Source organism: Klebsiella sp. LTGPAF-6F (assembly GCF_001753185.1).
Classification (GTDB): domain Bacteria; phylum Pseudomonadota; class Gammaproteobacteria; order Enterobacterales; family Enterobacteriaceae; genus Klebsiella; species Klebsiella michiganensis.
In genome coordinates, this window is record NZ_CP017450.1 from 3,169,426 (window position 1) to 3,183,110 (window position 13,685).

Here is a 13,685-nt window from a genome sequence, read left to right on the forward strand (position 1 = left end):
CACTTTTAACCTTAAACTGGGTCGATAACCGTCACGCGGGCACCTTTAAATAGGGCGCAATGCTCGCTAATTTCTCCTGGGTTTCCGTCAGTTCGCGTTCCGGCGTAGATTGCTCGATGATACCCGCCCCCGCCTGTATCCAGCAGCGCTGGCTATCCTGAAACACGGAACGCAGTACTAACGCCGCATCGAAGCGCGTATCTTCCAGCAGCAGGATTGCGCCTGAATAGAGCTCCCGCGGCGTTTTTTCAATTTGCATGATCGCGTTGAGGGCCGCTTTTTTAGGGATACCTGACGCGGTAATTGACGGAAACAGCACGGTAAACGCATCCCAGGCATCCTTATCTTCCGCGAGCTGGCCGCTGACGCCAGACCCCAGATGCTGGACGCTGCCGCGCTGGCGAACCGACATCAAATCCTCGACCACCACGCTGCCGGGCTGGCAAACCGCCTCCAGTTCGGCAATGGCTTCTTTGACCGAGAGGATATGCTCAAGCACCTCTTTACCGTCGTGCAGCAGCTCCCTCTCATTTGCCTGATTATGCGCCGTATCGCCCATGCGATCGCGGGTGCCCGCCAGCGGTTCAGTGACCACTTTCTTTCCCGTCACCGACATCACCAGTTCCGGACTAAAACCCAGCGCCTCGCGTCCTTGCTGGCGAAACATAAACGTACGGGTGGGTGTGTTGGCCTGTCGTCCATATAGCAGCGTAGCGGGCATATCAATTCGCGCTGGCAGAGGAATCGCGCGTGAGACGATGACTTTAACGTAATCGCCGCGGCGGATCGCCGAAACGGCGCGCGCAACCTGCTGTTTATACGCTTCACCGTCCAGGGCGGTATCCACAACCATTGGCCCGCATGGTGTCGCCGTATCGACCTCTTTTACCCACTCGCACAGACGGCGGCATCCGTCGGCGGAGTCCGCGTAAACGGTAACATTTCCTTTTTCAAAAATAAGTTCTTCACGGGGAGCGGTTAACGTTAGCAGCGGCCACTCGCCGGCATCAAAGGCCATTCCCCGCGCGTGGGCCGCAAAGTTGAACCCAACCTGGCCATATACCCGGCATCCTCTCACCCGCGGATGCGTCATAAAACGACGCGCGCAGTCGGTAATCGAATCTACCGCCCACTTTTGTTCTCCGGCATCATCAATGAATGTCGCCTGGGTGCCGTCGGCATTAATCTGCAGTTGCGCCTGGCATCCTCTACCTATGTACCAGCAAGGTTGGCGCTCATAGACATAGCACTCTTCATCTCCGAACTGACGTAAGACGCCAGAAATCATCGGCAGCCATTGCTCCTCTGGTAACGCCAGGTGTAAAAATTCACTGATTTTCATCCCTTACCTCTCTGTGTTATTCCCGGATCAATCAATTGAGCTTGTCATCAGTTCTTCTGCCGAACGCAGTCGGATAGAAACAATCCACGCCGCCAGCAACGTGAATACGCCGGCAAACAGGAAGCAGGCCGCATAGCCAAAGCGCTGCGCGACAACGCCGCCGACTACGCCGGCCAGAATGGCGATGGCGGCGTCAGTACATTGAAAGAGCGTAAAATCGACACCGGCCTGCAAAGGCGAAGAAAGCGCCATCAGCGTGGCGTAAAGACAGACCAACGCGCAGGCCAGCGAAACAGATTGAACAACGATCAACCCCTGGAGAATCGGCAGCAGTAGAGGACCCGGCGCTATCAGCAGCGTCATCACTACCGCCAGCAGCGCGATGCCCTGCACGCCATAAGCCGCAAACAGCGCTCTGCCGGGTGAGAGGTATTTCATCAGCAATCCACCCGCCAGCGTTCCGGCTATGCCCGCCGCAATATTACCGCCGCTGAACAGCGCGCCGAGCGCTGACATGCTCAGACCATGATCCAACAGCAGCGGCGCCAGAAGAGGCAGCACAAACCGCATGCCGGAATTCAGCATCAATACCAGCATTAAGCCCAGACGAGCCTGTCGCCTTCTAAGCGCATAACCCAGTGCCGGAACATGCGGAACAGATGCTGCGCGCGTTGGTTCGGCAATGCGCCACAGGGGTACGGATAAGACCAGGATCAGCGCCGCCATCATCAGCATGGCCGCAGGCCAGCCGACGGTCGCCGACAGCATCAGAAACACCCCGCCTCCGCACATCATTCCCAGATAGCTGCCGCCGACCTGCACGCTGTTTCCCCAACCGTACCCTGCGCGGGTCAGCTGATCGACGCAAAAACCGTCGCTGGCGATATCAATAGTGGAGGCGACCGTACCTGCCACCATAAACAGCGCAAATAGCGCGACGACTAGCGTTTCGGGCAATCCGCCTTCTCGCCCTGTCCCGCCAATCGCGGCGGCAATCGCCAGGATCGCCGCGAGCGCAGCCTGCCCGCGCAGGATCAGCATGCGGGAACGGCGCTGCGGGCTGCCAGGAGGTAGCCGCCAGCGCTCGACCCACGGCGCCCAAATAAACTTCAGCGCCCAGGGCAGCATGAACAGGGTTGTCGCCCCGGCAAGCGCAAGCGATCCGCCAGCAGCGCGCACCAGCGCGGGCAAGGACTGCATCGAGAGCGCCGATACCAGACTCTGTGTCACATAGATGCCGGCAATGGCGAAAATCACCCGCCCGGTGGTTAACGTCAGCGGTTTCACATTCGACGGAACGTCACTCATGCGCCACCTCCTCTGATGTGGAACCCCCTTCGGCGCGCCAGACGCGGGCGGCCATTTGCGCGTGCCACAGCGCCTGGTAGCGCCCATGAAGAGAGAGCAGCTGCGCATGGGTGCCCTGTTCAACCACTTTGCCCTCCTCCATCACCAGGATGTTTCCGGCCCCGACGATGGTAGACAGGCGATGGGCGATAATAATCACCGTCCGGTTGTGAACCAGGTTATCGATAGCTTTCTGTACCGCCAGCTCGCTATCGATATCCAGCGCGGCGGTCGGCTCATCAAGAATGACGATTGGCGCATCTTTCAATAAAGCCCTGGCAATGGAAATCCGCTGGCGCTCGCCGCCCGATAGCTGTCCGCCCATCTCGCCCATTGGCGTCAGCCAGCCTTGAGGAAGGCGGGTAATGAATTCAAGACACTGCGCCGCTCGGGCGGCCTCTTCCACTTCCTGCTGGGTCGCCTGCGGGCGCGCAATCAGGATGTTCGCCAGCAATGTGTCATCAAACAGCCAGACATCCTGGAAAACGACGGAAATCAGGCTGTTGAGCTGCTCCGCCGTCAGGCGACGAATATCGATGCCGCCGATAGAAATCCGCCCTTGCTGCGGATCGGCATAGCGCATTAACAGTTTGCTGACCGTGGTTTTACCTGCGCCGGAAGCGCCCACCAGCGCGCTCATACTGGCCGCCGGAAAGGTCAAAGAGAGGTCATTGAGCGCGGGATCGCCGCTGTCGTCATAGCGGTAATGAATATTGTCAAAGCGGATATCGTAACGTTCCGGCATCTCCCCGCGTTCGGCAACGGGAAGCGGCGCGATCGCCATAAATTGCTCAATACGCTGTAAGGCGCTGGCAATCAGTTCCACCACCGAGGTGTAGCTGATAAACATGGCCATCGGTTCAGCGAAACGCATAATCATCGCGGCGGCGGCAATCAGAAAGGCGAGGTTCAATGTGCCCGTGACCACCCAGATAATTCCGCACAACACCACCACCTGTAGTCCCAGCTCCACAACGCCGGCGATCAGCATCGTCGCGCCCGCGCTCTGGCGGTGAGTGCGGGTCTGTAAGTTTTCCAGAGCATCAAAATGATCCCGCAGCGCCCGGCTTTTATCGGCATCGCTACCGCAGGCACGCAATACCATCATCCCCTGCGCAAATTCAACAATATCCCCGCTCAGCCGCTGATGCGCTTCGCCCAGGGTCTGCATTTGTCGCCGCATCGCCGGGCGGCGCCAGTAATAAAACGGCGCCAGCAAAGGGAAGATCAGCAGCATCACCAGCCCCAGCCGCCAGTCGATCCACAATGTCGCCAGCGACGCCGTCAGCGGCGTGACGATGGTCAGCAGTAAAATATTGGCTATCGCAATCACATAATTGAGGTTTTCATCCACGGAGCCCAGCAACAAGGCGTTCGTTTCGCCCGCTCTGCCGCGCTGGAGCCTCTCCAGCGGCACGCGGCGTAATTGTTCGCCCAGGCGCAGGCGCAGCTCATGGGTGGCCTGCGCCAGGTGCCCGCGGTATTCAAAGCCCAGCCCATACCAGCGGAGCGCCAGCGTCACCAACGCCGCAATGCTGAAGGCCAAAGCCCAGTGAAGAAGCCGCGATGCTTCATTCCGTAGCAGCGCATCAACGATCGGATAGAGACAGGCGAAGGCGATCCCCTGCATCAATGCCGCCAGCAGCAGAGCAACCAGACTGCGCCGCAGCGTTCCCGCCTGACTGCCCACGCTGGAGATAAGCTGGCGCCAGATCGCGCGCCAGGCCAGATTATCCGCCGGGTTAGTGTCTTTCATTTTGCACCGCCTCTTCCTGCGTTCCACCCGGCGCCCACTGCTGCGCCTGCTGATAGCGTTGCCATAGCCGTTGATACAGGCCACCCTGCGCCAACAGCTGCCCGTGGCTCCCGCTTTCCCGGAGCTGACCGTCGGAAAACAGCAATATCACATCGGCCTGAGTCACCATGGAGAGACGATGCGCGACCATGATGACCGTCCGGCCGCGCATGGCCGCCGCGAGGGCTTTGATAAGTGCCGCTTCACCTTCCGGATCGGCAAACGCCGTCGCTTCATCAAGCACCAGAATGGGACGATCCTGCAAAAGCGCCCGGGCGATGGTGATGCGCTGCCGCTGCCCGCCGGAGAGAAATACCCCTCGTTCCCCGACCCGCGTGCTGTAACCCTCCGGCAACGCGCTTATAAACTCATGCGCCTGCGCCACTCTGGCCGCCGCTATCACCGATTCCAGCGGCGTATCCGGCGCGCCCAGACGGATGTTATTGGCGATCGTGTCGGCAAAAAGAAAGTTGTCCTGAAACACAAACGAGATTTGCTTCATCAGGGTCTCTATCCGCATATCGCGCAGATCCACGCCGCCAATACGAATATGGCCTTTGTCGGGATCGGCGTAACGCAGCAGCAGCCGCGCCACGGTGCTTTTCCCGGCGCCGCTTGGCCCTACCAGCGCCACAATTTGCCCGACAGGCACATGAAAGCTCACCTCCTGCAACGCGGCGCCACTCCGCGCTTGCGGATAATGAAAGCTTACCTGCTCAAAGGTGATACTCGCCTCTTCCGGCTGTCGATCGGCTCGCGGCCGCGAGAGTTCCGGCATCGCGAGAACCTGATAGATACGCTGAACGCTTAAACGCGTTTGCGCGACCAGGTTATTAAGCATCATCATCGGCATTACCGCTTCGGCCATTCCGCTGGCTATCAGTAAAACGGCTACCCAGGCGATAAAATCGAGACTGCCAGCGTGCAGCAGGCCGTATCCGCACCAGATAAGAACGAATATGGTCGGCAGCGGGTTCAGAATTGAGAATGAAAAGCGCGCTGAAAATCCGGCCTGTCGATACCAGCTTTTGAGCACATCGACCCACTCTTCGAGGGCATGTTGATAGCGCAAAAAGCTGGTACTGCCGCTATCAAAGGTCCTCACCACCGGCATGGCCTGTACGAACTCAATCACCGCGGCGCTGACCCGTTCACGCGCCTGATGATAACGCTGAGCCATGTTTTCCGAGCGCTGACGGGCGAGTACCAGCACCACCGAACCAAACGCCAGTACCCCCAGCGTCGCGATGGCCAGTCGCCAGTCCAGCCAGAATACGAGAACAACAGTCGCCAGCGGCATGATTATGGCGCGGGCATAGAGCGGCGTGCTGTCAGCAACAAAAATATGTAACGACTTCACATCATCCAGCATTACTTTCGCCACCGATCCGCTGCCCATTTGCTGTAACGCGCCCGGCGCAAGCTGTAGGGTCTTTCGAGCTAATCTGCTGCGCAGAATATTCTCCAGATGGAAAGCCGCATAATGAGAGGTATTGAACGCCTGCAGACGCAGGATAAAGGTCGCTATCACGCAGCCGACTACGCCGCTCAGCGGCCAGACGGGGATGATGTCAGGCGCCCCGCGCAGATCGCGCAGGCACCATGCCAGAAAAAGCAGCGCCCCCAGGCTGGTGAAGGCCGCCAGCCCCGCCAGCGCCATAGCCAGGAGCACCTTCCGGCGAACCGGGGTAATCACCTGCCAAAGAGGAAATCGGGACAGCGATTCAGTGTTGGATGAGTGAGATGACATGGGAGCGACTGATTTTCCTGATGAATTTTTATGGACGCCAAAAACACTATTTCAAGGTGGCGTTCCGGGAATTAATGTGAATAATAACCATTATCAATTACTCATCTACCCCATTCGGTTCTATTTATACCCGCATTGGTCTAAGCCACAGGGAGATAACCCGGTCATGACGGAGTCACCACAAACGCAATCTGCAATCTCTATTCACCAGCTAGTGGTTGGAAAACCCGCGAACGACGGCACTATTCCTGCCCAGTGTGAGCTGCTGCGCTGCTCGTTGCAGGAAGGTATGGATATTTTGCTCTGGCGGGGCCACTTTGCTCAGCCCGAGACGTTGCAGCTGCACGATGACCTGGGCAGGATTAACTTCTCTTGCATTCTGGAAGGCACATCGCGCTTTGCGATCCAGGGACTCAGCCGCCACACCGACTGGGAACTCGCGCGCGATCGTCATTACATTACCCATACGCCAGACTGCCGCGGCAGCGCCTCCTACTGCGGCCGGTTCGAGAGCATTACGCTCTCTTTCAGCCCTGAAGCCCTCGCGCTGTGGGTGCCGGATATTAGCTCGGTCATTAAAAATAAGATCGACTCCCACTGCTGTTGCCAGCAGCAGCGTTGTAATGCCGAAACTCACCTAACGGCTCAGGCCCTGCGGCACGCGCTGATGCGGATGCACGGCGGCTTCAGTCATGAACAAAAACCGTCGACGTTATGGCTACAGGGACAAAGTCTGGTGATGCTCAGCCTGGTGCTGGATGAACATCGCGAGGACGCCAGCTGTTCCTCCTGCCACTTCAATCCGATGGAGCGCCAGAAACTGCTGCGGGCAAAGGATCTGCTGCTGGCCGATTTGACGCAGGCGCCGGGGGTCACCGAACTCGCCAGAGAGTCCGGTTTAAGCGTGCTTAAAATTAAGCGGGGATTTCGCGTTCTGTTCAACAACAGCGTCTATGGTCTTTTTCAGGCTGAACGCATGCAGGAGGCAAGAAGACGGCTGGCCAATGGCAATACTTCCGTTATGACGGTGGCGGCGGATCTAGGCTATGCCAACGCCAGCCATTTCTCCGCCGCATTTCAGAAGCAGTTTGGCGTCACCCCGTCGACCTTCAAACGTCTGATCTAACCAGGGCTTACCCCAGAAACTCCTCCGTTAACAAGGCCCGGATTCGCCATCCGGGCCTTGTTTTTTGCCGACCGTAAACCGAAACGGGCACAAATAAACCCGATTCGGGTAGCGCTCAATTGTTAATAATAATTATTCTCATATAAGCAATGCTTTTGGTATGACGTGCCATCAGGAGGAAGAATGATTTCTGGCGCCCCCTCTCAGGATCCGCTGTTATCGGACAACGGCGAAGCGGCCGATTATCAACAATTACGCGAACTGTTAATACAGGAACTGAATGTAGCGCCGCAGCAGTTACAGGAAGAGAGCAATCTGATCCAGGCGGGCCTGGACTCCATAAGATTAATGAGATGGTTACACTGGTTTCGTAAAAAGGGCTACCGCCTCACCCTTCGCGAGCTGTATGCCGCCCCCACGTTGGCAGCATGGCGCCAGCTGATGCGCAGCCGTTCGGGTGAAAAACCGGATGATGCAAGCTCCCTGGCGGAGGCGGCGTGGCCAGTCATGAGCGAGGGTACCCCCTTCCCGCTGACGCCGGTACAGCATGCCTATCTGACGGGCCGAATGCCCGGACAGACGCTGGGCGGCGTCGGTTGCCATCTGTATCAGGAGTTTGCCGGCCATTATCTGACGGCGCCAAAGCTGGAGCAGGCTATCACGATCTTACTGCAACGCCACCCGATGCTGCATATCGCCTTTCACGCCGACGGGCAGCAGGTCTGGCTACCGCAGCCATACTGGAACGGCGTCACCGTTCATGATTTACGCCAGACCGACGAGGCAAGCCGCCAGGCCTATCTGGAAACATTGCGCCAGCGCCTGAGCCACCGTCTTTTACGCGTGGAAATGGGCGAAACCTTTGATTTTCAGTTGACGCTCTTGCCGGACAATCGCCACCGCCTCCATGTCAATATCGACCTGCTGATTATGGATGCTTCCAGCTTTACGCTGTTTTTCGATGAACTTAACGCCCTGCTGGCCGGAGAGTCGCTGCCGCCCGGTGACCCCCGCTATGATTTCCGCGCTTATCTGCTGCACCAGCAGAAGATCAATCAGCCGCTGCTCGACAAAGCGCGCGCGTACTGGCTGGCGAAAGCATCAATGCTGCCACCCGCGCCGGTTTTACCGCTAGCCTGCGAACCCGCCACGCTGCGTGAAGTCCGTAATACCCGACGCCGCATGATTGTCCCGACAACACGCTGGAACGCCTTTAGCCAACGGGCCGGTGAGAATGGCGTGACGCCGACAATGGCGCTGGCGACCTGTTTTGCTGCCGTTCTGGGGCGCTGGGGCGGCCTGACGCGGCTGCTGCTCAATATCACGTTATTTGACCGCCAGCCGCTGCACCCGGCGGTTGACGAAATGCTTGCCGACTTCACCAATATTCTTCTGCTGGATACCGCCTGCGATGGCGATACCGTCAGCAACCTGGCGCGTAAAAACCAGCTCACGTTTACTGAGGACTGGGAGCATCGCCACTGGTCCGGCGTCGAGCTCCTTCGTGAACTCAAACGCCAGCAAAGCCATCCCCACGGCGCCCCGGTGGTATTTACCAGCAATCTGGGGCGCTCCCTGTACAGCAGCCGCGCCGAGTCGCCGCTGGGCGAACCGGAATGGGGCATCTCGCAGACGCCGCAGGTCTGGATAGATCATCTGGCGTTCGAGCATCGGGGCGAGGTCTGGCTACAATGGGATAGCAATGACGCGTTGTTCCCTCCGGCGCTGGTCGAGACGTTGTTCAACGCCTACTGCCAGCTGATTAACCAACTCTGCGATGATGAAAGCGCCTGGAAGAAGTCGTTCGCGGACAGGATGCCCCAAAGCCAGCGGGAGATACGTCAACGGGTTAACGCAACCGACGCTCCCGTTCCTCAGGGCTTGCTGCATGAAGGCATTTTCCGCATCGCCCTCCGGCAACCGCAGGCGCTGGCGGTAACGGACGCGCATTATCAGTGGAATTATCGTGAGCTGACCGAGAACGCGCGCCGCTGCGCTGGCAGGTTAATCGCGTGCGGGGTTCAGCCCGGCGACAATGTCGCTATTACAATGTCGAAAGGCGCGGGACAGCTGGTTGCGGTCCTCGCCGTGCTGCTGTCCGGGGCTGTGTACGTTCCGGTTTCGCTCGACCAGCCCGCCGCGCGGCGCGGGAAAATCTACGCTGACGCCAACGTCCGGCTGGTGCTCACCAGCCAGCACGACGCCAGCGCCTGGTCAGACGATATTCCCCACCTGACCTGGCAGCAGGCCATTGAGGCGGAGCCGCTAGCCGACCAGGCGGCGCGCGCGCCGACGCAGCCGGCCTACATTATCTATACCTCCGGGTCGACCGGCACGCCGAAAGGCGTGGTCATTTCTCACCGTGCAGCGCTGAATACCTGCTGCGATATCAATAGCCGTTACCAGGTGGGTCCCGGAGACAGAGTGCTGGCCCTCTCCGCCCTGCATTTTGATTTATCGGTTTACGACATTTTTGGCGTTCTGAGCGCCGGCGGCTCGCTGGTTATCGTTATGGAAAATCAACGGCGCGATCCCCGCGCATGGTGCGAATTGATCCAGCGTCATCATGTTACGCTCTGGAACAGCGTCCCGGCGCTGTTCGATATGCTGTTGACCTGGTGTGAAGGTTTCGCCGACGCCGCGCCGGAGAAACTGCGGGCGGTCATGCTTTCCGGCGACTGGATCGGCCTCGATCTTCCTGCCCGCTATCACGCCTTCCGCCCCCAGGGACAGTTTATCGCCATGGGCGGCGCCACCGAGGCGTCTATCTGGTCTAACGCCTGTGAAATTAACCGGGTCCCCGACCACTGGCGCGCCATCCCTTATGGTTTTCCGCTGGCCAACCAACGTTACCGGGTGGTGGATGAACTGGGCCGGGACTGCCCGGACTGGGTACCGGGCGAATTGTGGATTGGCGGTATCGGGGTCGCGGAAGGCTACTTTAACGATCCTGTACGCAGCGAGCAGCAGTTTGTAACGCAATCGAACGCGCGCTGGTATCGCACCGGCGATCTCGGGTGCTACTGGCCAGACGGTACGTTAGAGTTCCTCGGTCGTCGCGATAAGCAGGTCAAAGTCGGGGGATATCGCATCGAGCTGGGTGAAATCGAAAGCGCGCTCAGCCAGCTGGCTGGAGTGAAACAGTCAACCGTTGTGGCGATCGGCGAAAAAGAAAAGACCCTGGCGGCCTGGGTTGTGCCTCAGGGTTCGGCTTTCTGTGTTACCCATCATCGGGACCCGGCGCTGCCCCAGGCGTGGCGCGGGCTTGCCGGAACGCTGCCCTGCTGTGTCTGCCCCCCGGAAATCTCCGCCGGCCAGGTCGCTGATTTTCTTCAGCATCGCCTGTTAAAACTGAAACCGGGTCAAACTCCTGGCGCCGATCCTCTTCCCCTGATGAATGCTCTCGCTATCCAGCCTCGCTGGCGGGCCGTGGTGGAACGCTGGTTAGCCTTTCTCGTGACCCAACAGCGGCTGCAGCCCGCCGCTGAGGGTTATCAGGTTTGTGCGGGGGAAGCGCCGGAGAATGACCCTCCTTCTTTCAGCGGGCATGACCTCACCTTAACGCAGATCCTTCGCGGCGCTCGCCACGAACTGTCATTACTGAACGATGCGCGGTGGTCGCCGGAAAGTCTGGCTTTCGACCATCCGGCCAGCGCCCTGTATATCGAGGAACTGGCGACAATCTGTCAACAGCTTTCCCGGCGTTTACAGCGCCCGGTACGCCTGCTAGAGGTGGGTGTCCGCACCGCCCGCGCCGCAGAGTGCCTGCTAACCCGGCTCAGCGCTGACGAGATTGAGTATGTCGGGCTTGAGCACAGCCAGGAGCTGCTGCTGAGCGCCCGACAGCGGCTTGCACCGTGGTCTGACGCCCGTCTGGCCCTCTGGAGTGCAGACACGCTGGCGGCGCATGCTCATTCGGCGGACATTATCTGGCTGAATAACGCCCTGCATCGTCTGCTGCCGGAAGAGCCCGGGCTCCTCGCGGCATTACAGCAGCTGGCCGTTCCAGGCGCGCTGCTCTATGTGTTGGAGTTTCGTCAGTTAACGCCCTCCGCCCTGCTCAGCACGCTTCTGTTAACCGATGGTCAGCCCGAAGCCTTACTTCACAATAGCGCTGACTGGGGGGCGATATTTACCGCCGCCGCTTTCAACTGCCAGCACGGCGATGAAGTCGAGGGATTGCAGCGCTTCCTCGTACAATGCCCCGTTAGCCAGGTTCGCCGCGATCCTCGTCAGCTGCAGTCCGCTCTCGCCGAACGTCTGCCGGGGTGGATGGTACCGAAACGGATCTTCTTACTTGACGCCTTACCGCTGACGGCGAACGGCAAAATTGACTATCAGACGCTAAAGCGCTGTCATACCCCGGAAGCTGAAAACCGGACTGAAGCGGATTTACCCCTGGACGATATTGAGAAGCAGGTTGCCGTCATCTGGCAGCCGCTCTTGTCGATGGGCGCCGTCAGCAGAGAAACCGACTTCTTCCAGCATGGCGGTGATAGCCTGCTAGCCACCAGGCTGATCGGACAGCTCCACCAGGCGGGTTATGAAGCACGATTAAGCGACCTGTTTAATCACCCCCGGCTGGCTGATTTTGCCGCCACGCTGCGTAAAACCGACCTCCCTGTTGAACAACCCTTTGTCCACTCCCCTGAAGAACGCTACCGGCCTTTCGCGCTGACTGATGTGCAGCAGGCTTACCTGGTCGGGCGTCAGCCGGGCTTTGCCCTTGGCGGCGTAGGCTCACACTTCTTTGTTGAATTTGAAATTGCCGATCTGGATATTCACCGGCTGGAGAAGGTCTGGAACCGGTTAATCGCCCGCCACGATATGCTGCGCGCCGTGGTGCGGGATGGACAACAGCGGGTTCTCGAACAGACTCCCCCGTGGGTGATACCCGCGCACATCCTGCACAGCCCCGAAGAGGCGCTGCAGGTACGCGACAGACTGGCGCATCAGGTTCTCAACCCTGAAGTATGGCCGGTATTCGATCTCCAGGTCGGGTTCGTCGACGGGATGCCCGCCCGCCTGTGGCTGTGTCTGGATAACCTGTTGCTTGACGGGTTGAGCATGCAGATCCTGTTGTCAGAGCTGGAACACGGCTATCGCTATCCGCAGCAGCTGCCGCCGCCGCTTCCCGTTACCTTCAGGGATTATCTGCAGCAACCCGCGCTGCGGACGCCCAATCCCGACTCTCTGGCATGGTGGCAAACGCAGCTTGATGATATTCCTCCGGCGCCTGCGTTACCGCTATGCTGCTTGCCTCAGGACGTTGAGACGCCGCGCTTCGCACGGCTCTATGGGGCAATGGACAGCGCGCGCTGGCGTCGCCTGAAACAGCGGGCGGCTGATGCTCATCTCACCCCGTCGGCCGTACTGTTATCCGTGTGGTCAACGGTTCTTGCTGCATGGAGCGCACAGCCCGATTTCACGCTTAACCTTACGCTTTTCGACAGACGACCGCTGCACCCGCAAATCAACCAGATCCTGGGCGACTTTACTTCGCTGATGCTGCTGAGCTGGCATCCCGGCGAGAGCTGGCTGCAAAGCGCGCGGTTATTACAGCAGCGACTAAGCGAGAGCCTCAACCACCGCGATGTGTCGGCAATCCGCGTGATGCGGCAACTGGCGCGGCGGCAAAACGTACCGGCTGTCCCAATGCCTGTCGTCTTTACCAGCGCGCTGGGCTTTGAGCAGGATAACTTCCTTGCCCGGCGCAATCTGCTCAAACCGGTGTGGGGTATATCCCAGACGCCGCAGGTCTGGCTCGATCACCAGGTTTATGAATCCGAAGGGGAACTGCGCTTTAACTGGGATTTTGTCGCCGCCCTGTTTCCTGACGGGCAGGTGGAGCGCCAGTTTGCACAGTATTGCGCGTTGCTTAACCGAATGGCGGAGGATGACAGCAGCTGGCAGCTGCCGCTCGCCGACCTGGTTCCCCCGCTTAAGGTCACGGAGCGACGCGCCCGCCGGCTGCGCCCTGAGCGCGCTCAGCCGCGGATCGCGGCGGACAAGAGCAGCGTCAGCCTGATTTGCGACGCCTTTCGCGAGGTGGTTGGCGAGCCTGTCGCACCCGCAGAGAACTTTTTTGAGGCGGGCGCCACGTCGCTGAATCTGGTGCAGCTGCACGTCTTGTTACAACGTCACGAATTCGCCACCCTGACGCTGCTTGACCTGTTCACTCACCCTTCTCCTGTCGCGCTGGCCAATTATCTCGCCGGCGTAGCCCTGGAGGAGAAAACCAAACGCGTGCGGCCGGTTCGCCGTCGTCAGCGGCGCATTTGACGCGAAACAAACTGACTTTTCCCGGACGCCATCGCTAACGCAT

General features: G+C 59.3%; 6 protein-coding genes. 2 read left to right on the top strand and 4 right to left on the bottom strand.

Going from position 1 to position 13,685, the window contains the following annotated elements:
* Window positions 1–31 precede the first annotated feature (31 nt).
* Genes BJF97_RS14825 through ybtP form a run of 4 tightly spaced genes read right to left on the bottom strand, consistent with a single transcriptional unit; the run spans window position 32 to window position 6,144 of the window.
* Window positions 32–1,342, bottom strand: coding sequence for a salicylate synthase (locus BJF97_RS14825; RefSeq protein WP_032694990.1), 1,311 nt, complete (start codon window positions 1,340–1,342; stop codon window positions 32–34).
* 27 nt (window positions 1,343–1,369) lie between these two features.
* Window positions 1,370–2,650 (bottom strand): yersiniabactin-associated zinc MFS transporter YbtX, encoded by a 1,281-nt coding sequence (ybtX, locus tag BJF97_RS14830; protein ID WP_014229379.1) that lies wholly within the window; start codon window positions 2,648–2,650, stop codon window positions 1,370–1,372.
* Entirely contained in the window at window positions 2,643–4,445 is a 1,803-nt protein-coding gene (gene ybtQ, locus BJF97_RS14835; RefSeq protein WP_032694989.1) for a yersiniabactin ABC transporter ATP-binding/permease protein YbtQ, read from the bottom strand. The genes ybtX and ybtQ overlap by 8 nt, the downstream gene beginning before the upstream one ends.
* Window positions 4,432–6,144, bottom strand: a complete 1,713-nt coding sequence (ybtP, locus tag BJF97_RS14840) for a yersiniabactin ABC transporter ATP-binding/permease protein YbtP (protein WP_032694988.1) — start codon at window positions 6,142–6,144, stop codon at window positions 4,432–4,434. Before ybtP ends, ybtQ begins: the two co-directional genes overlap by 14 nt.
* A gap of 256 nt (window positions 6,145–6,400) precedes the next feature.
* Between ybtP and ybtA the strand changes: the two genes are divergently transcribed.
* Together ybtA and BJF97_RS14850 are read left to right on the top strand one after the other, a co-directional pair.
* Entirely contained in the window at window positions 6,401–7,360 is a 960-nt protein-coding gene (gene ybtA, locus BJF97_RS14845) for a yersiniabactin transcriptional regulator YbtA (protein WP_032694987.1), read from the top strand.
* A gap of 183 nt (window positions 7,361–7,543) precedes the next feature.
* A complete protein-coding gene (locus BJF97_RS14850; RefSeq protein WP_064388354.1) occupies window positions 7,544–13,642 on the top strand; it encodes a non-ribosomal peptide synthetase in 6,099 nt (2,032 codons plus the stop codon).
* The last annotated feature ends 43 nt before the right edge of the window (window positions 13,643–13,685 follow it).

What these genes read in the sequence shown, in the direction of transcription:
- BJF97_RS14825 (WP_032694990.1), bottom strand. Translation starts at nt 1,342, where the DNA reads ATGAAAATCAGTGAATTTTTACACCTGGCGTTACCAGAGGAGCAATGG.
- ybtX (WP_014229379.1), bottom strand. Translation starts at nt 2,650, where the DNA reads ATGAGTGACGTTCCGTCGAATGTGAAACCGCTGACGTTAACCACCGGG.
- ybtQ (WP_032694989.1), bottom strand. Translation starts at nt 4,445, where the DNA reads ATGAAAGACACTAACCCGGCGGATAATCTGGCCTGGCGCGCGATCTGG.
- ybtP (WP_032694988.1), bottom strand. Translation starts at nt 6,144, where the DNA reads ATGGCGCTGGCGGGGCTGGCGGCCTTCACCAGCCTGGGGGCGCTGCTT.
- ybtA (WP_032694987.1), top strand. Translation starts at nt 6,401, where the DNA reads ATGACGGAGTCACCACAAACGCAATCTGCAATCTCTATTCACCAGCTA.
- BJF97_RS14850 (WP_064388354.1), top strand. Translation starts at nt 7,544, where the DNA reads ATGATTTCTGGCGCCCCCTCTCAGGATCCGCTGTTATCGGACAACGGC.